This window comes from Agrobacterium sp. 33MFTa1.1, assembly GCF_004328495.1.
Taxonomy (GTDB): domain Bacteria; phylum Pseudomonadota; class Alphaproteobacteria; order Rhizobiales; family Rhizobiaceae; genus Agrobacterium; species Agrobacterium pusense.
The window spans coordinates 633,401-654,403 of record NZ_CP036358.1 but is presented as its reverse complement, the minus strand read 5'-3'; the positions used below and the strand labels follow the sequence as shown (position 1 = coordinate 654,403).

The 21,003-nt window shown below is 60.2% G+C and carries 17 protein-coding genes; 10 read left to right on the top strand and 7 right to left on the bottom strand.

From position 1 onward, the window contains the following. Positions 1–183 precede the first annotated feature (183 nt). Positions 184–1,557 carry a magnesium transporter gene (gene mgtE, locus EYD00_RS03315; protein WP_004440855.1) on the top strand — a complete coding sequence of 458 codons (1,374 nt, stop codon included), beginning with the start codon at positions 184–186 and terminating at the stop codon, positions 1,555–1,557. A gap of 227 nt (positions 1,558–1,784) precedes the next feature. Here the strand turns inward: mgtE and EYD00_RS03310 are convergent, their stop codons facing one another. Continuing rightward, positions 1,785–2,621, bottom strand: coding sequence for an undecaprenyl-diphosphate phosphatase (locus EYD00_RS03310; RefSeq protein ID WP_022555883.1), 837 nt, complete (start codon positions 2,619–2,621; stop codon positions 1,785–1,787). A gap of 122 nt (positions 2,622–2,743) precedes the next feature. Continuing rightward, the gene (locus EYD00_RS03305) at positions 2,744–3,133 is read right to left on the bottom strand and encodes a winged helix-turn-helix transcriptional regulator (protein WP_004440851.1); all 390 of its coding nucleotides are present in this window, start codon (positions 3,131–3,133) and stop codon (positions 2,744–2,746) included. Positions 3,134–3,236: 103 nt separating this feature from the next. On the opposite strand from EYD00_RS03305, the gene EYD00_RS03300 reads away from it, so the two are divergent. Next, positions 3,237–4,253: a zinc-binding alcohol dehydrogenase family protein gene (locus EYD00_RS03300; protein WP_004440849.1), complete on the top strand. Its 1,017-nt coding sequence runs from the start codon at positions 3,237–3,239 to the stop codon at positions 4,251–4,253. An 83-nt stretch (positions 4,254–4,336) separates the two neighbouring features. On the opposite strand, the gene EYD00_RS03295 is transcribed toward EYD00_RS03300, so the two are convergent. Together EYD00_RS03295 and EYD00_RS03290 are read right to left on the bottom strand one after the other, a co-directional pair. Further along, positions 4,337–5,077, bottom strand: coding sequence for a pentapeptide repeat-containing protein (locus tag EYD00_RS03295; RefSeq protein WP_004440847.1), 741 nt, complete (start codon positions 5,075–5,077; stop codon positions 4,337–4,339). Between the two features lie 351 nt (positions 5,078–5,428). Further along, positions 5,429–7,093: an electron transfer flavoprotein-ubiquinone oxidoreductase gene (locus EYD00_RS03290; RefSeq protein WP_004440845.1), complete on the bottom strand. Its 1,665-nt coding sequence runs from the start codon at positions 7,091–7,093 to the stop codon at positions 5,429–5,431. 454 nt (positions 7,094–7,547) lie between these two features. Between EYD00_RS03290 and EYD00_RS26150 the strand changes: the two genes are divergently transcribed. Then, a complete protein-coding gene (locus tag EYD00_RS26150) occupies positions 7,548–7,673 on the top strand; it encodes a hypothetical protein (protein ID WP_004440843.1) in 126 nt (41 codons plus the stop codon). 76 nt (positions 7,674–7,749) lie between these two features. Here EYD00_RS26150 and EYD00_RS03280 read toward each other — a convergent pair whose 3' ends face one another. Next, positions 7,750–8,670 (bottom strand): cation diffusion facilitator family transporter, encoded by a 921-nt coding sequence (locus tag EYD00_RS03280; protein WP_004440840.1) that lies wholly within the window; start codon positions 8,668–8,670, stop codon positions 7,750–7,752. A gap of 180 nt (positions 8,671–8,850) precedes the next feature. On the opposite strand from EYD00_RS03280, the gene EYD00_RS03275 reads away from it, so the two are divergent. After that, positions 8,851–9,639, top strand: coding sequence for an SDR family oxidoreductase (locus EYD00_RS03275; protein ID WP_034495860.1), 789 nt, complete (start codon positions 8,851–8,853; stop codon positions 9,637–9,639). A 13-nt stretch (positions 9,640–9,652) separates the two neighbouring features. Here the strand turns inward: EYD00_RS03275 and EYD00_RS03270 are convergent, their stop codons facing one another. Next, the gene (locus EYD00_RS03270; protein WP_004440835.1) at positions 9,653–10,630 is read right to left on the bottom strand and encodes a sensor domain-containing diguanylate cyclase; all 978 of its coding nucleotides are present in this window, start codon (positions 10,628–10,630) and stop codon (positions 9,653–9,655) included. Between the two features lie 414 nt (positions 10,631–11,044). Here EYD00_RS03270 and EYD00_RS03265 point away from each other — a divergent pair, with 414 nt between their 5' ends. From EYD00_RS03265 to EYD00_RS03250, 3 genes are all read left to right on the top strand, one after another. After that, positions 11,045–12,343, top strand: coding sequence for an Hsp70 family protein (locus tag EYD00_RS03265; protein ID WP_004440833.1), 1,299 nt, complete (start codon positions 11,045–11,047; stop codon positions 12,341–12,343). A 43-nt stretch (positions 12,344–12,386) separates the two neighbouring features. Then, on the top strand, positions 12,387–13,286 hold the full coding sequence (locus EYD00_RS03260; RefSeq protein WP_004440832.1) for a uracil-DNA glycosylase: 900 nt from the start codon (positions 12,387–12,389) through the stop codon (positions 13,284–13,286). Between the two features lie 152 nt (positions 13,287–13,438). Then, positions 13,439–13,630 (top strand): hypothetical protein, encoded by a 192-nt coding sequence (locus EYD00_RS03250; protein ID WP_004440829.1) that lies wholly within the window; start codon positions 13,439–13,441, stop codon positions 13,628–13,630. A gap of 253 nt (positions 13,631–13,883) precedes the next feature. Here the strand turns inward: EYD00_RS03250 and EYD00_RS03245 are convergent, their stop codons facing one another. Beyond that, complete coding sequence (locus tag EYD00_RS03245) at positions 13,884–14,819, bottom strand: DMT family transporter (protein WP_004440828.1); 936 nt, start codon at positions 14,817–14,819, stop codon at positions 13,884–13,886. Positions 14,820–15,257: 438 nt separating this feature from the next. Here EYD00_RS03245 and pepN point away from each other — a divergent pair, with 438 nt between their 5' ends. The 3 genes from pepN to EYD00_RS03230 all read left to right on the top strand — a co-directional run bounded on the left by pepN (position 15,258) and on the right by EYD00_RS03230 (position 20,934). Further along, positions 15,258–17,906, top strand: coding sequence for an aminopeptidase N (gene pepN / locus EYD00_RS03240; protein WP_004440825.1), 2,649 nt, complete (start codon positions 15,258–15,260; stop codon positions 17,904–17,906). Positions 17,907–18,040: 134 nt separating this feature from the next. After that, the gene (locus tag EYD00_RS03235; protein WP_004440823.1) at positions 18,041–18,361 is read left to right on the top strand and encodes a carboxymuconolactone decarboxylase family protein; all 321 of its coding nucleotides are present in this window, start codon (positions 18,041–18,043) and stop codon (positions 18,359–18,361) included. A 236-nt stretch (positions 18,362–18,597) separates the two neighbouring features. Then, a complete protein-coding gene (locus EYD00_RS03230) occupies positions 18,598–20,934 on the top strand; it encodes a PAS domain-containing sensor histidine kinase (RefSeq protein ID WP_004440821.1) in 2,337 nt (778 codons plus the stop codon). Positions 20,935–21,003: the final 69 nt, after the last annotated feature.

Sequence of the window (21,003 nt, the reverse complement as noted above, 5' to 3'; positions counted from 1 at the left end):
GCAACACGGCCTTACGCGCATGCCTTGGGCACGGCGCGGATTTCAACGGAGCATCATTAGATGTCTAGCGACAGTAGCAGTCGATTGCCTTTGCCGAGACCGGCGAACGTGAACTGATCCGACCGCTGTCGGCTCACCACCGCGTTCGCCGTGATCGGCGAATCGACGGAAAGGTGAGCAATCATGAACTTCCACAACCTCTCCCAGAGGGCCAGCAAGGCCGCACGCCTTCTTCGTAGCGGAAATGCCGGCTCCACCACCATTGCCGAACGCGTCGAGCACCTCAACACGCTGGATGTCGGCGCCGCCGCAGCCGCCCTTCTCGCCATGCCGCAGGCAAAGGCCGTCGCCATTCTCGACCGGCCGGAACTGCATGGTGCCGCCGCGATCATAGCCGATATTCCGGTCGAACAGGCCGCGCGCCTCGTCAACCTGATGTCGGACGACCGCGTGGCCGACGTCATGGCGGAAATGGCCGAAGAGCCGCGCGCCAAGCTGTTTGCCCGGCTGGACCGCACCACGGCGCTCTCCATCAAGCACCTGATGGGTTACCCGCCGCGCACGGCCGGCTCGATCATGACCACGGAATTCGTTAGCGTGCCGGACAATTGGACGGTGGAACAGACCCTTTCGCACATCCGCGTCGTCGAGCGGTCGCGTGAAACGGTCTATGCCATCTATGTGCTGGCCGAGGACGGGACGCTAACCACCGTCGTGACGCTGCGCCGCCTTTTGACCGGCGAAGCGGGCGCCTCCATTCTTTCGGTCGCATCCAAGGAAGGCATTGTCTGTGCGAGCCCCCTGATGTCACAGGAGGATGTCGCGCGGCTGATCCGCAAGCACGACCTTCTGGCGCTGCCCGTCGTGGATGACCGCTCGCATATTCTCGGCATCGTCACCGTTGACGACGTGATCGACACCATGATCGCCGATACCACGGAAGACGCCCACAAGTTCGGTGGTATGGAGGCGCTGGGTAAGCCCTACATGACGATCGGCTTTCCGGACATGATCCGCAAGCGCGCCGGCTGGCTCGCAGCACTGTTCCTCGGCGAAATGCTGACGGCCAGCGCCATGCAGCATTTCGAAGGCGAGCTGGAAAAGGCCGTGGTGCTGACGCTGTTCATTCCGCTCATCATGTCTTCGGGCGGCAACTCCGGTTCGCAGGCCACTTCGCTCATCATCCGGGCGCTGGCGCTGGGCGAACTGAAGCTTTCCGACTGGTGGCGGGTGCTGCTTCGGGAAATCCCGACGGGCCTGACGCTCGGCTGCATTCTGGGCGCCATCGGCTTCCTGCGGCTCACGGTCTGGCAGCAGGCTGGCTTCTACGACTACGGTGAGCACTGGCTGCTCGTTGGTGCCACGGTTTTTGCGGCCCTCGTCGGTATCGTCACTTTCGGTTCGCTCGCCGGCTCCATGCTGCCCTTCGTGCTGCAACGTCTGCGGCTTGATCCCGCCAGCGCTTCGGCCCCCTTCGTCGCCACGCTGGTGGATGTCAGCGGGCTCGTCATCTATTTCTCGGTGGCGCTGGTGATCTTGAGCGGCACGTTGCTCTGAAAGACGAAAGGCCCGTTCGAAAGAGCGGGCCTTCTACATTTCGCGGCACGTCATAATCTCTCCTCCGTCATGCCGGACTTGATCCGGCATCCAGCCACGGCGCGTCTGCGCCGTGAGAAGAGTCTTTTGCGATCAATGACTCGATCGCGCTGGACCCCGGATCTAGTCCGGGGTGACGGCGTGCGGATGATGCAACTCTGCCCAAAGCATGGTTCCTGGAAAGCCCCTCACCCACCCGCGTTGATCACGCCCGTTCCCAGCAGCCCCAAAAGAATGACGCCGATGACCACGCGGTACCAGACGAAGGGCATGTAGCTTTTGGTCGAAACCAGCTTCAGGAAAACGACGATAACGGCGTAACCGACGATGAAGGCGATCAGGGTCGCGAGGCCTGTCGGGCCCCAGCCCACCGGATTGTCTTCGCCGATGCTTTTGAACAGCTGGTAGAAACCGGAGCCGAAGACGGCGGGTACGGCGAGCAGGAAGGAATAACGGGCCGCCGCCTCGCGGGTATAACCCAGAAGCAGGCCGGCGCTGATGGTGCCGCCGGAACGCGAAACGCCGGGGATGAGCGCCATGGCCTGCGCGAAACCGAAGAGGATACCATCACGCCAGATCAGCTGGTTGAGCTTGTAGCGCTTTTTCCCGATCCTGTCGGCGACGCCAAGAACGATACCGAACACGATCAGCATCACGGCAGTAATGTAGAGGTTTCGGAGCGAATGCTCGATGGCGTCCTTGAAGAGAAGGCCGAGCAGCACGATGGGCACGGAGCCGACGATGATCAGCCAGCCGAGACGTGCATCGGCCTTGTCATAGGGGCCGAGACGAAGGTTTTGCCGGAGCCAGGCGGCGGCGATCCGCATGATGTCGGACCAGAAATAGACTAGCACGGCCATTTCCGTGCCGATCTGGGTAATGGCGGTGAAGGCAGCGCCGGGGTCGGCGCCGGAGGGCAGGAACTCCCCGGCGATCCTCAGATGCGCGCTCGACGAAATTGGGAGAAACTCCGTAAGTCCTTGCAAAAGACCGAGAAATCCGGCCTCCATCCAACCCATGCTCATGTGCTTTGATGTCCCTGCTGCGAATCGAGATCGCAGCATTATGCATCAATCGGGGCAAATCCGTGTTGCATCGCACCATGAAAAATGATGTCCACGGCACGTGCTCTTACCCGTGATTTCTTTCAGGCCGCCTTCTCCGCCACCTGCGGAAGCTGCGTATATTTCGCGCCGTTTTTGCAGACGACGTGCGCATCGCCCCAGCTTTTCAGCGCCGAAATCACCGGCCGCATCGTCTCGCCAAGCGGCGTCAACGCATAATCCACGCGCGGCGGCACGACGGGGAAAACGGTCCGTGAAATCAAACCCGCCTCCTCCAGTTCCCGCAGCTGCTTGGTCAGCATGCGCTGGGTGACACTTGGAATATGGCGGCGCAGTTCGTTGAAGCGCAGGGTCCCCTCATTGATGAGGTGATAGAGGATCACGCCTTTCCATTTGCCATCGAGAAAACTCAGGGCCGATTCCACCGGGCAGCCGGGAAAGTTGCCGGTGAGCTTGGCGCGTGGTCGCGACATCACAGTATCCTTTTTGTATGTATCATCACAAAATGTGCATTCTTGCGATCGTTGTTCATATGTATCAAGTAAGAGGCACGCAAACAAGCAAAGGAGACTTTTCATGCGCGCCATCGGTTACAGGGCGAGCCAGCCCATCACTGCCAAGGATGCCCTCATCGACATCGATCTGCCCCAGCCGGAAGCGAAGGGACACGACATTCTGGTGGAGGTGAAAGCCGTTTCGGTAAATCCCGTCGATACCAAGGTACGTCGGAACCAGTCGCCGGAAAACGGCGAGGCCCGTGTGCTCGGCTTCGATGCAGCGGGTGTGGTGAAGGCCGTTGGCGACAAGGTTTCGCTGTTCAAACCGGGTGATGAGGTGTTTTACGCCGGCGTCATCAACCGTCCCGGCTCCAACAGCGAATTCCATCTGGTCGACGAGCGCATCGTCGGTGCCAAGCCGAAGTCCCTGAATTTCGAGGAAGCCGCCGCGCTGCCGCTGACCGCCATCACCGCGTATGAGACCCTATTCGACCGGTTGCGGGTGAATGAGCCGGTTCCGGGTGCAGCCAGCGCCGTTCTCGTCATCGGCGGCGCGGGCGGCGTCGGTTCCATCGCCGTTCAGCTTCTGCGGGCGCTGACCGACCTGACCGTGATCGCGACTGCCTCGCGGCCGGAAACGATCGAATGGGTAAAGGAACTCGGCGCGCATCACGTTGTGGATCACAGCAAGCCCATCGCGCCGCAGGTGGAAGCGCTTGGCCTTGGTGCGCCGGGCTTCGTCTTCTCCACCACCCATAGCGACATCCACGCGGCCGACAGCGTGGCGACCATCGCACCGCAGGGCCGTTTCGCCCTGATCGACGATCCGGCTGGCGGTTTCGACATCATGGCGTTCAAGCGCAAATGCATATCCATCCATTGGGAAATGATGTTCGCCCGCGCCGTTTTCCAGACGCCTGACATGATCGAGCAGCACAAGCTGCTCAACCACGTGGCCGAGCTTGTCGATGCCGGCAAGATCAAGACGACGCTGACCGAGGTTTTCGGCACCATCAATGCCGCAAATCTTATCAAGGCGCATGCACTGATCGAGAGCAACAAGGCCAAGGGCAAGATCGTGCTTTCGGGCTTCTGATCGCCGATGAAGCGTTCGCATGGCGAACGCTTCCCTTCCGCTTACGGAGAGGTTCGGGCCGCGCAAAACCGCGCGGCCTTTTATCACTCGTCGTCGGGATCTTCCGGGCACGGCCAGGAGGCGGGCGCCGTCAGGCCATTCGGCAGTTTGGTCTTGGCGTCGCCGCAGGCGATGTCGATCTGTTTCTGGTCAAGGCCGGTGGCCGTGGAAAGATCGACCCCCTCAATCCGAGTCAGCAGCAGGAAGGCGCTGGTGAAATCGACCGGGCCACCCAGCTTCGCGCCACCGAACCGGGCCCGCGACAGGTTGGTGAGCGAGAATTTCGAGCCGTTCAGCGTTGCGCCCTCGAAATCGGCGCGGCCGAGTTCAGCCTTGGTGAAATCCGTGCCGTCCAGCTTGGTGTTTTCGAATTTGGTTCGCTGCATTTCGGCATTCACGAATTTCGCGTTGGTGGCGTCGGCGGCGGAAAAATCGCTTCGATAGGCTTCCACCTTCGTCAGATTGGCGCCCTGAAGGTTCGCCTCGCCAAGGGCAGCGCGGATGAGCTTGGCCTTCTCAAGGTTAGCGCCCTTCAGCGACGAACCGCGCAGATCCGTATAAGTGAAATCCGTACCGTAGAGCATCGCCGAGTCGAGATTGCTGCCGCCCAGCATCAGGAGGCGCTTGTTGCATTCGCGCCAGTCTATGCCGGCCATGGCATCGGAACGACAGCTCGCGGCAGCCACCGGATTGCCAGTGAAAGAAAAGGCAGCCATCGCAAGCGCCGCGACGCTGCCAGCCAAGCCTGTCTTCCGCACGATATTCAGCCTTTGAAAGCCGGACATTCCTTCACTCCCTGCCGTCTGGCGACGGCACCTAGGACCATATGCACGTTCAAGGCGTTATCGCATTCACTGCCCGCGATCCACAGGCCACATGATGCTACAACACCCCAACATCCTATATGTAAGAAATCGAAGAGCAATCCACAAATACTGACGGGAAAGAGGGCAATGGCGCTGCTCTGGTGCCGTGGCAGACACAATGAACCAGGCGGACCGACGAGCTGCATGACCGCGACGAGCTTTCGCCGACGGAAACGGCGCTCCGCAGAGTATCTGTCCACCTATCGTAAAATCACCCGTTGCAGATGCTCGGGACAAGCCCGAGCATCATGAGGCAAGATAGCTTCACCGTCACATGTTGGCGTAAACCGGCCCCTCGCCGCCCTGCGGCGGCACCCAGTTGATGTTCTGGTTCGGATCCTTGATGTCGCAGGTCTTGCAGTGCACGCAGTTCTGGGCGTTGATGACGTAGACTTCCTGGCCGTCCTTCTCCACCCACTCATAAACGCCGGCTGGACAATAACGCGTGGAGGGACCGGCAAAGACGTCGTGTTCGGAGCGCTTCTGCAGCTCCATGTCCTTCACCTGAAGATGGACCGGCTGGTCCTCTTCATGGTTGGTGGACGACAGGAAGACGGAGGACAGGCGGTCGAAGGTCAGAACGCCATCCGGCTTCGGATAGGCGATCGGCTTGTGTTTGGAGGCGGGCTCCAGGCTCTGCGCATCCGTCTTGCCGTGCTTCAGCGTGCCGAAGAAAGAGAAACCGAACAGCTGGTTCGTCCACATGTCGAGACCGCCGAGGCCGACGCCGATGAGCGTGCCGAACTTCGACCAGAGCGGCTTGACGTTGCGGACCCGCTTCAGGTCCTTGCCGATATCGCCTTCACGCCATTCGGCCTCGATCTCGGTAACCTCGTCATGGGCGCGGCCGGCGGAAATCGCCGCGGCGATCTTTTCCGCCGCGAGCATGCCCGAGAGAACCGCATTATGGCTTCCCTTGATGCGTGGCACGTTGACGAAACCGGCGGAACAGCCGATCAGCGCGCCGCCCGGGAAGGTGAGCTTCGGCACTGACTGGTAACCACCTTCCGTGATGGCGCGCGCGCCATAGGAAATGCGCTTGCCGCCCTCGAACGTATCGCGGATCGCCGGATGCGTCTTGAACCGCTGGAATTCCTCGAAGGGATAGAGATAGGGGTTCTTGTAATTGAGATGCACCACGAAACCGACGGCGACGAGGTTATCTTCCAGATGATACAGGAAAGAGCCACCGCCGGTCTTGAAACCCAGCGGCCAGCCGAAGGAGTGCTGCACGAGGCCCTGCTTGTGCTTCTCCGGCTTGACCTGCCAGAGCTCCTTGATGCCGATGCCGAATTTCTGCGGCTCGCGATCTTTGGACAGGTCGAATCTGGAAATCAGCTGTTTGGCGAGCGATCCGCGCACGCCCTCGCCGATCAACACGTATTTGCCGTGCAGTTCCATGCCGCGGGTGAAGTTCGGGCCCGGCTCGCCATTCTTCTCGATGCCCATATCGCCGGTGGCAACGCCGATGACAGCGCCGTCGTCGTTATAAAGCACTTCCGTGGCGGCAAAGCCCGGATAGATCTCGACGCCGAGCCCTTCCGCCTTTTCCGCCAGCCAGCGACAGACGAGGCCAAGCGAGACGATGTAATTGCCATGATTGTTCATCAATGGCGGCATCATGGCGTTCGGCAGGCGGATGGAGCCGGCCGGCCCCAGGAACAGGAACTGGTCGTCCTTGACCTCGGTCTTGAAGGGATGCCCCTCCTCGTCGCGCCATCCCGGCAGCAGCCTGTCGATGCCGATGGGGTCGACCACGGCGCCGGAGAGGATGTGGGCACCGACTTCCGCGCCCTTTTCCAGCACGACGACCGAGAGCTCCGGCTCCACCTGCTTCAGCCGGATTGCGGCGGCAAGACCGGCCGGACCCGCACCGACGATCACAACGTCGAATTCCATCGCTTCGCGTTCGGGCAGTTCCATCGCTTCCGTCATTTCCATCCTCTCAGATCGCCAGTCCCATCCGGCTGTTGTTATCGTCTTTTCCACACCTGCGACGCACCGCCTGCGCCGGACAAAAAGTCCATCCGCGACACCGTATCCATCAGCATCCGTCTTTGCAAAGCGGCACGCCTTTGTCGAGCTTCTATAGCGGCAAAACATGTCGCACGCCAGTCAATTGTCAGACAACCTGATGATTGTTTATTACTTTTACGTTCACGTAATAATGAGGATATGATCGACGGGGGAATGCGTCAAGGGTTGCGGGCATTGGGCAGGCATAGCCAGCCTATAATCAGGCGGCCAAAAGCGATTGATGGGCAGGCCGATCGCATGACAAGGGGAGATCGGGACCGCATCTGCGTCAATATGGCCGGTGTCGGACGCAGCGGTTTTGAGCTAATATTCCCAAGAAATATATCGTCGCGTCATAGCTGGAATATCTGAAATGTGGGACTTCTTCCCTATCGTCTTCTTGCCGTTCAAAATTCTCGTATTGGGAACGGGCATGTTCTTCGCCATCAAATGGCATCATGATCAGGCGAAGAAGGAAAACGAAACCAAGGGACCGTGAGCGCCGCCAGTTTTAAAGGCGCGGGCCGCTTGGCCCACTCCCGGGGACGAAGCAGATCTTGCTTTCCACACCCCGCTCAAACAGCCCATTCTTCATCCGTCGTGAACACGATCGTCAGCCAACGGTCACTCCCCTCGCCGCCTATCGCTTCGCCGATCTCGTCGCGGATCGCATCCCATTCCTCAAGGCGCCGCGGCGGCCAGTTTCTGGGAACAATGAAGAAGAGTTCGATCTGGCGGCCGCGGCCAACCCGGGCCACATAGGAGTAATGCGAGGAAAAGCCGAACTTCGCCACGACCTCCCCCGCCACCCTGTCGACATGCTGTTTGAACTCCAGCGGGGTGACAAGAAGTATGTCGGCCAGCGCCTGTTTCACATTGCCGAGCGGCATGGGAATGATGACGAGGCAGACCAGCGCCAGCACGGCCGGGTCGACATACGGCGACAGCCATGCCTGCGACGTTCCCGTCAGCCCGTAACCGATGGCGAAAGCGATGAACAGCGCCACGCTCAGCAGCGCGCTCATCAGCCAGCTTTTAGCGTCCAGCGCCACGAAGGCGGATTTCAGCCGTTGGTTCTGCCGTTTGACAAACCATGCCATGGCGAGCGAGACGGCGAAGCTGACGAAGGTGACGATGATGGCGTAATCGAACTCGATCGACCGGCCGCCATCCATCAGGCTGTCGATGGCATTGATGAGCGCGTAAATCGCCGCCCCCATCAGAAGCGTGCCGTTGAGGCCGAGCACCATTGGCTCCAGATGCCAGAAGCCCATGGTGAAGCGCTCCACCAGCCGGCCGCCCGGCCTGGGTGCCGCGGCGGCGGCGATCAGCCGCGCCACGAGCAATGCGAGCACCGTCATGAAAGCATCCGTCAGGGCGTAGACACCGTCGAAGACGACCGCGAAGGAGCCGGAAAACAGGCCCGCCCCGATGCCGAACAACGCCAGCAGAACCGTGACGGCAATCGAGAATTTCAGCAAAGATTGTTCTGTCATGACACTTGTTCGACCTTCAAAACCGGGCCCGCCTTCACAGGGGGATTTTGCTTTTCCTCGAATCGAGAAAACGCCTAACTCTTTGTTTCGGCGCATTTCCAGACGGAAAACCGGGGTCCACTTTTCCTGGAAATGCTCTATAAACACCACATACAGCACTCACAAGACAGGACAAAACCCATGGATTTCGGCATTTCCGGCAAACGCGCCCTCGTTCTCGCCTCTTCACGCGGCCTTGGGCTTGGCATTGCGACGGCGCTGGCAAAGGAGGGTGCAAATGTCCTTCTCGTCGGCAGGAGCGGTGAAAAGCTGGAAGCGAACTGCAAGGCCATCAACGCCCTTGGCAAAGGCAAGGCCGACTGGGTTAGGGGCGATCTTGCCGACGACAATTTTGTCGAGGCCATGGTTCAGGCCGTCAGGGAAAAGCTCGGCGGCATCGACATTCTCGTCAACAATACCGGCGGCCCGACGCCGGGCCTCGCTCAGGAGATGACGGCGGAGAAGCTGGATACGTTCTTCCAGTCGATGGTGCTGCGGGTCATCACGCTGACCAATGCGCTTCTGCCCGGCATGAAGGAGCAGGGTTTCGGCCGCATCCTCACCGTCGCCTCGTCAGGCGTATTCGAGCCGATTGCCAATCTCGCCCTTTCCAACACGTTGCGCGGCGCGCTTGTGGGCTGGAGCAAGACGCTGTCCTCCGAAGTGGCCGGTTTCGGCATTACCTCAAACCTGCTTCTGCCCGGCCGCATCCACACCGACCGCATCGATGAGCTCGATGGCGCCAATGCAAAGCGTCTCGGCAAGAGCATCGAGGAAATCCGCGAGGCCTCGGTCAAGAGCATTCCCGCAGGCCGCCTCGGCACGGTGGAGGAGTTCGCTGCCGCCGGCGCTTTCCTCTGCTCGGTGCCCGCAAGCTACATCACCGGCACGATGCTCAGGGTGGATGGCGGCGCGGCAAAGTCGAACTGACGACTGGGTGCTGTCACGACGCCGTTCCGTAAACCACGTAGCGGTTCCGCCCGGTATTCTTGGCTTCATAAAGCGCGGTATCGGCGTGGCGCAAAACGTCACTGGTACTCTCCCCGGGATTGGCAAAGGCGATCCCGGCGGAGCAGCTGTAGCGAAACTCGGGCATGTCGCGCAGAGGGGCTGCATCGGCCAGTGACGACAGGAGCTGCCGCATCAGGCTTTCGGCGCCGTGCATGCGCGAGCCACTGAGCACCAGCAAAAACTCTTCCCCGCCAATCCTGCCGAGAAGGTCGTCACGCCCGGCAGCGGCGGACAGTCGTCCTGCAAAATCTTTCAGCACGAGATCGCCGTAGGCATGGCCGAAGCGATCGTTGACGCTCTTGAAGTGGTCGATATCAATGATGATGACGGCGAGCGCCTGCGCCTTGTTGGGTCCAAGCAGGTGGTTGAGCGCATCCATGGCGTAACGCCTGTTTCCGAGCCCGGTCAGCTCGTCGCTCAGGGCGGATTTCAGCGCCCTGTCCCGCTCCTGGCGCAGATCGCGCAATTCGATGCCAAGTTCGGAAACATCGGTGACCACGCATAGCATCCAGCCGCCCGGCAGCGTGGTCTCGGTCGTCAGTATCCAGCGCCCGTCATTGAGACTGGTCTCAATGGTCCGGTACGGCAGCTTGCCGCGCCTCGTCTTGGCCGAGCGCAGCCAGAGTTCGAAATCCGATGTCTCGATGGCCGTACCGGTCGCGTTGCGAAAACCATTGCGCATCAGTTCCACCCAGCTCGGAAAATCGCGCTGTCCGATACCGAGCGCGGCGCGGAAGGCACTGTTGGCGAACCGCAACTCATCGCTGCCATCAAACAAAGCGTATCCCTGCTGCGATGCTTCCAGGAGGGCCATGAGCTGCCGGAAGAAAACGCCCATATCGCCGTGAACGACACCGGCATCGTCCGGCGCTGCATCCTCCACTGCATGCTGGCTGATTTTGTGGGGCATATAATTTCCAAAACTAAAAACGACCGAAAACCAAATACAGCATGTCCATATGGACATTCCGAAATTTAATAAATATTTACGCTCGATAGCAAAATGGATACATCTTCAATCCGGTTACTTCGACAAAGCTGACTTTAACAGAATTCCCTTAAAGCCGTCGCCTAGAACTACACTGCTCTTTCTTAAAGGAATTGTAATCCCGTTTACCATGCATTGCCAGGATTGCCGCAACTTTGCGACTGGCGCGCGGGCACGGGCGTTCGACCGAAAAAAGACCCACGGCGCTTGCCATTCCGCCCGCCCTGTGCAATCAACCGCCCTCCTCTGACATCGGGGTGCCAAGAGCATCCCTTATTTTCACGCCGGGCCATCCAGGGCCGGGCGGGTTCTTCTATCGACACAAGGAATATGGCGATGACGCAAAAGCGGGCTCTCGGCCTCGATTTCGGCACGACAAATACGGTCATGGCTCTTTCCGACAATGGCGGCGCAAGCCATTCCATGCGCTTTACCAGCAGCGCCGGCACGGATGACAGCATGCGCACGGCCCTCTCCTTCATGAAGGACGCCGGCCTCGGCGCGGCCGCCCTGCATGTGGAGGCGGGCCACGCCGCTATCCGCCAGTTCATCGACAATGCCGGCGACTGCCGTTTCCTGCAATCGATCAAGACGTTTGCGGCGTCACCGCTGTTTCAGGGCACGTTGATCTTCGCCAAGCGGCAGAGCTTCGAGGATTTGATGGAAGTGTTCCTGCGCAAGCTGAAGACCTATGCCGGGACGGAATGGCCCGATGATGTATCGACTGTCATTGCCGGCCGGCCGGTGCGTTTTGCCGGCAGCAATCCGGACGAGACGCTGGCGCTTGCCCGATACAACGAGGCGCTGAGCCGGGCCGGTTTCCCCGAAATCCACTATGTCTATGAGCCGGTGGCGGCCGCTTATTATTTCGCGCAAAGCCTGAAGAAGGACGCCAACGTGCTGGTGGCGGATTTCGGCGGCGGCACCACCGACTATTCGCTCATCCGTTTCGAAACCCATGCCGGCAAGCTTTCCGCCACCCCCATCGGCCATTCCGGCGTCGGTGTTGCGGGCGATCATTTCGACTTCCGCATGATCGACAATCTGGTGTCGCCGGAGATCGGCAAGGGCAGCAAGTTCAAGAGTTTCGACAAGGTGCTGGATGTGCCCTCCGGCTATTACGTGAATTTCGGCCGCTGGAACCAGCTGTCGATCTTCAAGACCTCGAAGGAATTCACCGATCTGAAGTCGCTGGTGCGCTCGGCGCTGGAGCCGGAAAAGCTGGAAATGTTCATCGACCTCGTTGAGCATGATGAGGGCTACCCGCTCTATCAGGCTATTTCCGCCACCAAGATGGCGCTCTCCTCGGCGGAAGAAGCGGAGTTCAACTTTGCGCCGCTCGGCAAGGCCGGACGCAAGATGGTGAAGCGCAGCGATTTCAACAGCTGGATCGCCGAGGACCTTGCCAAGATAGAAGAAGCGCTCGACGAGGTTCTGGAAAAGACGCAGGTTTCGCCAGATGCGATCGACAAGGTGTTCCTGACCGGCGGAACCTCCTTCGTGCCGGCGGTGCGGGAGCTTTTCACCCGCCGTTTCGACGCCGACCGCATCGAAAGCGGCGGCGAGCTGCTTTCGATTGCCCATGGTCTGGCCATGATCGGCGAAAGCGGCGATATTCAGCGCTGGACAGTGTGATTTGCGGGTTCCCCGGGCGGGGAACATGGGGTAATTTCCGCCCATGATCGCCGCTCAAGACCTCTCCCCGGCCGAACTCGCCGCCCTCCTGCATTTCCATGCGGATGCGGGCGTCGACTGGTTGCTGGAAGAGGCGCCCGTAGACCGTTTCGCCGAATTTGCCGCCGCCCGCCCTGCCCGGTCCGCGCCTGTTCAGGCGGCGGCGACATCTGCACGGCAGACTGAAAGGCCCGCGGATCGCGGCGCCGATGTGCCGCAGCGGCAGGGAGCAACGCGCAGTGCTCCCGCGCGCGGAGCGCCGGCAAGTCCTGCCGTTCAGCAGAATGTCGCCATGCCGGATGAGCAGGCGGTGGCAGCGGCGCGTTTTGCCGCAGAAAGCGCGAGATCGCTTGCCGAACTGAAAACCGCGCTTGAGGGTTTTTCCGGATGCAACCTCAAGAACAGCGCCCGCAATACGATCTTCACCGAAGGTGACGCTTCCTCGGGCATCATGGTCATCGGCCCCATGCCGGATGCGGATGACGATCGCGAGGGCCTGCCCTTTGCCGGCAAGACCGGCCTGCTGCTTGACCGGATGCTGGCGGCCATCGGCCTTAAGCGCAGCACCATCATGCTCGGCAATGTGGTGCCGTGGCGGCCACCGGGCAACCGCCCGCCGACCCAAGCCGAAATGGATATCTGCCGCCCCTTCATCGAGCGCCAGATCGCCCTTGCGGAGCCAAAACACCTGTTGCTTCTGGGCAACTTTACCGCACGTTTCTTCTTTGGCGGCACCGGCACAATCCATACATTGCGCGGACAGTGGCGTGATGTCGCAGCCGGACACCTTGTTTTGCCGGCGCTCGCCAGCCCGCACCCCCAGGAACTATTGAACGCCCCGGCCAGTAAGTCCTTGGCATGGCAGGATTTATTGATGTTTCGGGCAAAGATCGCCGAAGGCTGATTGCCTCATTCCTGCTCAATGTAAATGAATTATGAAAATAGCCATGCGCATTACGCATAACAGCGGCGCATTTGGTCAACTTGCCGAATCCATGCTGCGCTGCGATATACGGCCATGTCTTGGGAGGAATTTCGGTTAAAGGAACCAAGGCAATGACCACTCGCTTCCGTCCGGTGCATTCCGGCTTTGAATCGCTCCGCCTGGCGGGCCTCGGCCCTCGCTCCAGTCAGGGCTACCATCGTTTCGGCGCAGCCGCTAACGAACAGTTGACCGCACGCGCTGCAATGCAGCAGGTCCGCGTGACGCGTCCCTCGGCAGTCTTCGCGGATTTCCGCGAGCGCTGAGAAGCACTCAGGCCGGCTTACACTGGCTTACAGATATGATTGCGCGCTGGCGTCTTTCCTCGGGAAGGCGCCTTTTGCTTTTGTGGGTGTACGATCATAAGTCTCCGTCATGCCGGACCTGATCCGGCATCCAGCCAGCCCAAGTCCTTGGGCTGAAAGAACTCCTTCGCCGCGCGGACGCGCGTCGGCTGGATCCCGGCTCAAGGCCGGGATGACGGAAGCGGTTGCCCTGAAACACCGGCAATAGCGCTCCTCACCCCTGCGGCGTCGAGGCCTTGCGCGCCGCGCGTCGCGCCAATCCCAGCTGATGTTCACGGAAAATGATGAAGATGCCGGCCAGGATCACGATCGCCGTGCCGATGAGCATCGTCAGCGTGGGTATGTCTCCGAAAAGGACGTAGGAAACCACGATGCCGAAGACGATGGAACTGTATTCGAAGGGCGCGATGACCGAGACCTCGGCGTGCCGGTAACTCTCCGTCAGGAAGATTTGCGCGACGCCGCCGCAGATGCCGCTGGTTATCAGAAGCAGGGTCTGCGTCACTGTCAGCACGCTCCAGCCGAAGGGAACGCTGATGAGCGACAGCAGGGTGGCGGTGAGCGAAAAATAAAGCACGATGGTTGGCGTCTTTTCCGTTTCCACCAGTTGCCGCACCTGGATCATCGCCAGCCCGCCAAGGGCGGCACCACACAGCACGGCAATGGCGCCCAGCCCCTCACCCGCGGCAAACCCGCCTTCCCTGAGAAGCGTCATCTTCGGCCAGAGAATGACCAGCACGCCGATCATTCCCACGAAGACTGCACTCCAGCGATAAATGCGCACCTTCTCATGCAGGATAAAGGCGGCAAAAACCACGGCGAGAAGTGGCGAGGCATAACCGATGGCGATGAATTCCGGCAGCGGCAGCATGGTCAGCCCGTAAAAGCCGCAGGCCATTGAGAGGATTCCAAGAAAACCGCGCTTGAAATGGCCGAGGAGATTGTTGGTGTGCAGCGCACTTGCGAGCGCGTGAAGCCAGGCAAGATAAACGACAATCGGAATGATGGCGAAAGCCGAACGAAAGAAGGTGATCTGGCCGGCCGGCACATCCCCCGCGGCCTTTATACAGGTCTGCATGACAAGAAAAAAGCCAACCGAAATCAGCTTCATGCTGATCCCGCGGAAGGGATTCATCGGTTCGGCGTTCATTAGCAGTTACTCATATCGGCTGCGCAGACACGCCATCGGGAGGTTTCATGCGGGGGAGACGACGCGGGGGAATTGGATTTGCGCAAGGCTAGAGCATTCCTCCGGCGCTTTACAACAAAAATTGTGATTTATCCCTGAATTCGGGTGATGGCGTGGAGAAATCGAAGCCTCGCAAGGCAGGCGCGAAGGCAAAAAGTGGCACGCGCTAAAATTTGAAGAAAATAAAATATAATTTCAGCAATCGTTCAACATTTGCTGCGATGGTCCGTTGGTCCGGCAGCGGGGAGGATCGTCTGCATGGCCGGCAAAGCCTTCCATGGCGGGACAGAATGTCCTCCGACGCGCACATGATCGTGACGAATATTCTACCCATTTTACATCCGGGCCTTATGACGACATGATGCCGGGAAGACCACGCAAAGTTATTCAGGGACAGTCATGCGAACAGACACGGGCCAGATCGTTCACCTGGCGGATTACCGCCCCACCGATTTCGTTCTGGAGCGGGTGGATCTCACCTTCGAACTCGACCCTAAAAATACCAAGGTCGAAGCCCGTCTGATCTTCCACCGGCGCGAAAGCGCCGACCGGCATGCACCGCTGGTTCTTGATGGCGACGAGCTGAAGCTTTCCAGCCTGCTGCTCGACCAGGTGGAGCTGCCCGCCGCTCAATATGAGGCCACACCGGACAGCCTGACCATCCGCGACCTTCCCGCTGAATCTCCCTTCGAGATCTGCGTCACCAATTACATCAACCCGCAGGTCAATACGCAGCTGATGGGGCTTTACCGCACCAATGGCGTTTATTGCACCCAATGCGAAGCGGAAGGTTTCCGCCGCATCACCTATTTCCCCGACCGTCCGGATGTTCTGGCGCCTTATACGGTGACGATCATCGCGGCAAAGGAAGGTAATCCGCTGCTGCTCTCGAACGGCAATTTCCTGGGCGGCGGCAATTACGACGAAGGCCGTCACTTCGCGGCCTGGTTCGATCCGCATCCGAAACCGAGCTACCTGTTCGCTCTCGTTGCCGGCGATCTCGGCGTGGTGGAAGATACTTTCACGACCATGTCCGGACGGGAAGTGGCGCTGAAGATTTATGTCGAGCACGGCAAGGAGCCGCGCGCTGCCTATGCCATGGATGCGCTGAAGCGTTCGATGAAATGGGACGAAGAGCGCTTCGGCCGCGAATACGACCTCGACATCTTCATGATCGTCGCCGTGTCGGATTTCAACATGGGCGCGATGGAGAACAAGGGTCTCAACGTCTTCAACGACAAATTCGTGCTGGCCGACCCGGAAACCGCCTCGGATGCGGACTATGCCAATATCGAGCGCATCATTGCGCATGAATATTTCCACAACTGGACAGGCAATCGCATCACCTGCCGTGACTGGTTCCAGCTGTGCCTGAAAGAAGGCCTGACGGTCTATCGCGATCAGGAATTTTCCTCCGACATGCGCTCGCGGCCGGTGAAGCGCATTGCCGATGTGCGCCACCTGAAATCGGAGCAGTTCCCGGAGGATTCCGGTCCGCTGGCGCATCCGCCGCGCCCGGATACCTATCGCGAAATCAACAACTTCTACACGACGACCGTGTATGAAAAAGGTGCCGAAGTCACCCGCATGATCGCCACGATCCTCGGCGCTGAAGACTTCAAAAAGGGCATGGACCTCTATTTTGAACGTCATGACGGCGAAGCTGCAACGGTTGAGGATTTCGTCAGGAGCTTTGCCGATGCCAGCGGTCGCGATCTCTCGCAGTTTTCGCTATGGTACACCGAGGCCGGCACGCCGCTAGTCTCCGTTTCGTCCGCTTACGATGCCGGCAAGGCCACTTTCAGCTTGACGCTGGAACAGACGACCGCGCCGACCCCCGGCCAGCCGGTGAAACAGCCACGCCACATTCCGCTTTCGCTGGCGCTGATCCTCGATAATGGTCAGATCGCCGAACCGCAGGCCGTCGAAGGCGGCGAGTATCGCGACGGCGTACTTCATTTGACCCAGCGCAACCAGACCTTCTCCTTCTCCGGCATTTCCTCGCGGCCGGTGCTGTCGATCAACCGCAGCTTCTCCGCGCCGATCAACCTGCATTTCGAGCAGAATGCTGCCGACCTGGTGCAGATTGCCCGGCATGAGACGGATATGTTCGCGCGTTTCCAGGCGCTGACCGATCTCGCCCTGCCCGTGCTGATCGCCGCCACCAAGGCGGTGCAAAAAGGCGAAGACGTCCGCACCGATGCCGACCTGATCGCGACGCTCATCGAAATCATCGGCGACGACGCGCTTGAACCAGCATTCCGGGCGCAGGCACTCGCCCTGCCCAGCGAGACCGATATCGCCCGCGAACTCGGCGGAAACACGGATCCCGATGCCATCCACAAGGCGCGCAACGCCACGATCACGGCGATTGCGACAGCCGGCCAGGACACACTGCGGCGGCTTGCCGACGATGCTGCCAATGGCGAGGCCTACAGCCCCGATGCCGGAAGCGCCGGGCGGCGTTCACTGCGCAACGGTGCGCTGACCTTCCTCGCCTTTGCCGAGGGAACGCCGGAGCGGGCGGCGAAGGCCTATGCCGGCGCCACCAACATGACCGATCTCGCCCATGCACTCAGCGTGCTGACGCAGCGCTTCCCCGACAGTGCGGAAACGAAGGAAGCGCTTGCCGCTTTCGAAAAACGCTTCGCCGACAATGCACTGGTGCTCGACAAGTGGTTTTCGCTGCAGGCCGCCATTCCCGGCGAAGGCGCTCTTGATCGTATCAAGGCACTGATGAAATCGAAACATTTCATCGCCACCAATCCGAACCGGGTGCGTTCGCTCGTCGGCACGCTCGCCTTTTCCAATCCTACCGGCTTTCATCGTGCCGATGGCGCCGCCTATCGGTTCCTCGCAGAGCAGATCATCGCCATCGACAAACGCAATCCGCAGCTTGCCGCCCGCATTCTCACGTCCATGCGCTCCTGGCGCTCACTTGAGGCAAGCCGCGCCGACCATGCGAAAGCAGCGCTTTCCACCATTGCCGAGGCGAAAGGCCTCTCGACGGATGTAAGCGATATCGTCGGGCGTATCCTGAAGGGCTGACTTTCCGCCGAAGCTCCGACATTCTGACCCATTCCGCGACGCCGTCTTGATTTCCATCAAGGCGGCGTCGTGCATCATGCAGCATCCTTCGTGCGAAGGGCCGCGGTTGGCCCGGGATCAGACAGGAACCTCAGATGACGGATATGTCCAGAACAAGCGCTTCGTTTCAGCGTTTCATCAGCGATGCTCCAGACCATAAGGCGGCGTGGTTTCAGGCCGTGCAGGCTCTCGGGGCCGCGTCCACGCTCGACGTGAAGACACAGAGCCTGATCTACATCGGCATTCTTGCCGCCCTCCGCCTGGAAAGCGGCATCGGTTTTCATGTGATGGAAGCCAAGTCCCACGGCGCGAGCCGCGACGATATCATCAGCGCGGTGCTCACCGGTCTTCCTGCCGCCGGAAATGGCGTGATCAGCGCGCTTGGCCCTGCTCTCGATGCCTTCGACGGAGCCTGAAACGTTACACGCGGCATTCCCAAGCAGCCGGAATTGAAGCGCCGCCTCACTGTTTTTCTTCATGAATCCCGCTTTTGCCGAAGCGGAAGCAGACTGTCCCGAAAAAATACGGAGTCGGTTCAAGGGGTTAAAATTCTTTTAACTTTTGCCTCTGGACAGGGCGAATCCCATTTGATTCATTAGAGATATTCGAGCGGCGGCGCTTCGAATCACGGGGACATCTAAAAGGCGGGACAATGACGAACGTGCGGCGGGCGACTGCGGGCGATGAGCGGCCGTATGCCAAATTTTCTGATCTAGCGGCCTGGGGCGAAAAGCTTTCCAGTGACCTGATGGGTTTGATGAGCGGCGCGGAACGGCCCATGCCGCAGGTCGAGACCCTGCTGAAGCGCCTCATTCCCATTCTCATCCTCGCATTTCTGGTGGTCGTGGCGGCCTCGCGCATGCTGGGCATCGTCGCCGAATACAGCCGCATGGAAGAAGCCGCCCGCCACTCCACGGCTTTGACGGCGCTGACCGCCAAGGCGGCCCTGCTGAACGACGGCACTGTTTTCACCTCGCAGGACCGCACCCGCGCCGAGGCAAGCCTTGTCGCCGCGTTGCCGCAGGGAAGTCTTGCCGATGGTACCATGGTGCTGCTGTCGGGCAGCAACGGTCGTATTTTTGCCGGTTCCGGCAAGGAGGCAATGCTTTACATTGGCACCTCCCTGCCTGCCCTGCTGCCGGAAATCGCCATCGTGCAGCGTTTTCCCGGCGCTCCCGGAACCATCGAGACCAATATAGACGGCCAGCAGCATTACGCGACGATGATCCCCTTCGGAAACGATGGTGCCATGGTCATCGCGGCGCGGTCGCTGCAGCCGATCCGCTCGTTCTGGCGCAGCGAAATCGCCATGAATGTCACGCTGTTCGCGGGCATTTCCTCCATCCTGCTCGTGGTGCTCTATGCCTATTACATGCAGGTGAAGCGCGCCCGCGATGCCGACGACATCTTCGCCGAATCCAACCTGCGGGTGGAGACGGCGCTCTCGCGCGGCCGTTGCGGCCTGTGGGATTTCGACCTTTCCACCCGGCGCATGTTCTGGTCCGGTTCGCTTTACGAGATTCTCGGTATGCCGCCCAAGGCGACACCGCTGTCCTTCTCCGATGCGGCGCGAATGATGCATTCCGAAGACGGCAATCTCTATGAGCTTGCCCGGGCTGTCGGCTGCGGCAACCTGCGCCAGATCGACCAGATCTTCCGCATGCGCCACACCAAGGGCCATTATGTCTGGTTGCGTGCCCGCGCCCAGGTCATCCGCACCAATAATGGGCCGCGTGTCATCGGCATTGCCATGGATGTCACCGAACAGCACCGCCTTGCGCAGCGCTATGCCGAGGCCGACCAGCGCCTTGCCGACGCCATCGAATCCACGTCCGAAGCTTTCGTGCTGTGGGACAAGAACGACCGTCTCGTCATGTGCAATACCCATTACCAGAAGGCCTATGGCCTGCCGGACAGCGTGCTGGTGGCAGGCACGGAGAAATCCACGGTTTATGCCGCAGCAGCCCGGCCGGTCGTCGAACGTCGCGTTGCCGATCCCGATCAGTCTGGCCTGTCCCGCACCACGGAGGTGCAGCTTGCCGACGATCGCTGGCTGCAGATCAACGAACGCCGCACCCGCGATGGCGGCCTCGTCTCGGTCGGCACCGACATCACGCTTCTGAAGCGCCACCAGGAACGGCTGCGCGATTCCGAGCGGCGACTGATGGCCACCATCGGCGATCTCTCTGCCTCGCAGCACAAGCTGGAGCGCCAGAAGACCGAGCTTTCTGACGCCAACGCCAACTACCTTGCCGAAAAAGAGCGCGCCCAGGCCGCCAACCGGGCGAAATCGGAATTCCTTGCCAATATGAGCCATGAGCTGCGCACGCCGCTAAACGCCATCCTCGGCTTCTCCGAAATACTGCTGAACGAGATGTTCGGCCCCGTGGGTTCTCCCAAATATTCCGAATATGCGCGCGACATCCATGACAGTGGCAAACATCTGCTCAACGTCATCAACGATATTCTCGACATGTCGAAGATTGAGGCGGGCCATATGCGCATCAACCGCGAGACCATCGATCTCGCGCCGCTGATCGAAGAAACGCTGCGTCTGACCGCCATCCAGGCCGGACAGAAGAACATCACCGTGCAGCAGAAGGTCTGCGCCGGCCTCACCATGCAGGGCGACCGCCGCGCCATGAAGCAGATCATGCTCAACCTGCTCTCCAATGCCGTGAAATTCACCGGCGACGGCGGCAGCATTGCGCTGCGCACCCATGTGCATGAGGCTGCGATGATCCTCACCATCGCCGACACCGGTATCGGCATTCCGACACAGGCGCTGGAAAAGATCGGTCAGCCCTTTGAGCAGGTGCAGAGCCAATATGCCAAGAGCCAGGGCGGCTCCGGTCTCGGGCTTGCGATTTCCCGCTCGCTGGTGAAGCTGCATGGCGGAACGATGAAAATTCGTTCCTGTGAGGGGCGTGGCACGGTGGTGACGATTATTATTCCGCATGCGGCGGGGGTTTGTGGGACGGTGCATTGAAGCTTGGTGGGTGTGGTTCACCCCCCTCTGCCCTGCCGGGCATCTCCCCCACAGGTGGGGAGATAGATA

Coding starts and splice junctions, on each gene's coding strand:
- mgtE (WP_004440855.1), top strand. CDS start 184: ATGAACTTCCACAACCTCTCCCAGAGGGCCAGCAAGGCCGCACGCCTT.
- EYD00_RS03310 (WP_022555883.1), bottom strand. CDS start 2,621: ATGAGCATGGGTTGGATGGAGGCCGGATTTCTCGGTCTTTTGCAAGGA.
- EYD00_RS03305 (WP_004440851.1), bottom strand. CDS start 3,133: ATGTCGCGACCACGCGCCAAGCTCACCGGCAACTTTCCCGGCTGCCCG.
- EYD00_RS03300 (WP_004440849.1), top strand. CDS start 3,237: ATGCGCGCCATCGGTTACAGGGCGAGCCAGCCCATCACTGCCAAGGAT.
- EYD00_RS03295 (WP_004440847.1), bottom strand. CDS start 5,077: ATGTCCGGCTTTCAAAGGCTGAATATCGTGCGGAAGACAGGCTTGGCT.
- EYD00_RS03290 (WP_004440845.1), bottom strand. CDS start 7,093: ATGACGGAAGCGATGGAACTGCCCGAACGCGAAGCGATGGAATTCGAC.
- EYD00_RS26150 (WP_004440843.1), top strand. CDS start 7,548: ATGTGGGACTTCTTCCCTATCGTCTTCTTGCCGTTCAAAATTCTCGTA.
- EYD00_RS03280 (WP_004440840.1), bottom strand. CDS start 8,670: ATGACAGAACAATCTTTGCTGAAATTCTCGATTGCCGTCACGGTTCTG.
- EYD00_RS03275 (WP_034495860.1), top strand. CDS start 8,851: ATGGATTTCGGCATTTCCGGCAAACGCGCCCTCGTTCTCGCCTCTTCA.
- EYD00_RS03270 (WP_004440835.1), bottom strand. CDS start 10,630: ATGCCCCACAAAATCAGCCAGCATGCAGTGGAGGATGCAGCGCCGGAC.
- EYD00_RS03265 (WP_004440833.1), top strand. CDS start 11,045: ATGACGCAAAAGCGGGCTCTCGGCCTCGATTTCGGCACGACAAATACG.
- EYD00_RS03260 (WP_004440832.1), top strand. CDS start 12,387: ATGATCGCCGCTCAAGACCTCTCCCCGGCCGAACTCGCCGCCCTCCTG.
- EYD00_RS03250 (WP_004440829.1), top strand. CDS start 13,439: ATGACCACTCGCTTCCGTCCGGTGCATTCCGGCTTTGAATCGCTCCGC.
- EYD00_RS03245 (WP_004440828.1), bottom strand. CDS start 14,819: ATGAACGCCGAACCGATGAATCCCTTCCGCGGGATCAGCATGAAGCTG.
- pepN (WP_004440825.1), top strand. CDS start 15,258: ATGCGAACAGACACGGGCCAGATCGTTCACCTGGCGGATTACCGCCCC.
- EYD00_RS03235 (WP_004440823.1), top strand. CDS start 18,041: ATGACGGATATGTCCAGAACAAGCGCTTCGTTTCAGCGTTTCATCAGC.
- EYD00_RS03230 (WP_004440821.1), top strand. CDS start 18,598: ATGACGAACGTGCGGCGGGCGACTGCGGGCGATGAGCGGCCGTATGCC.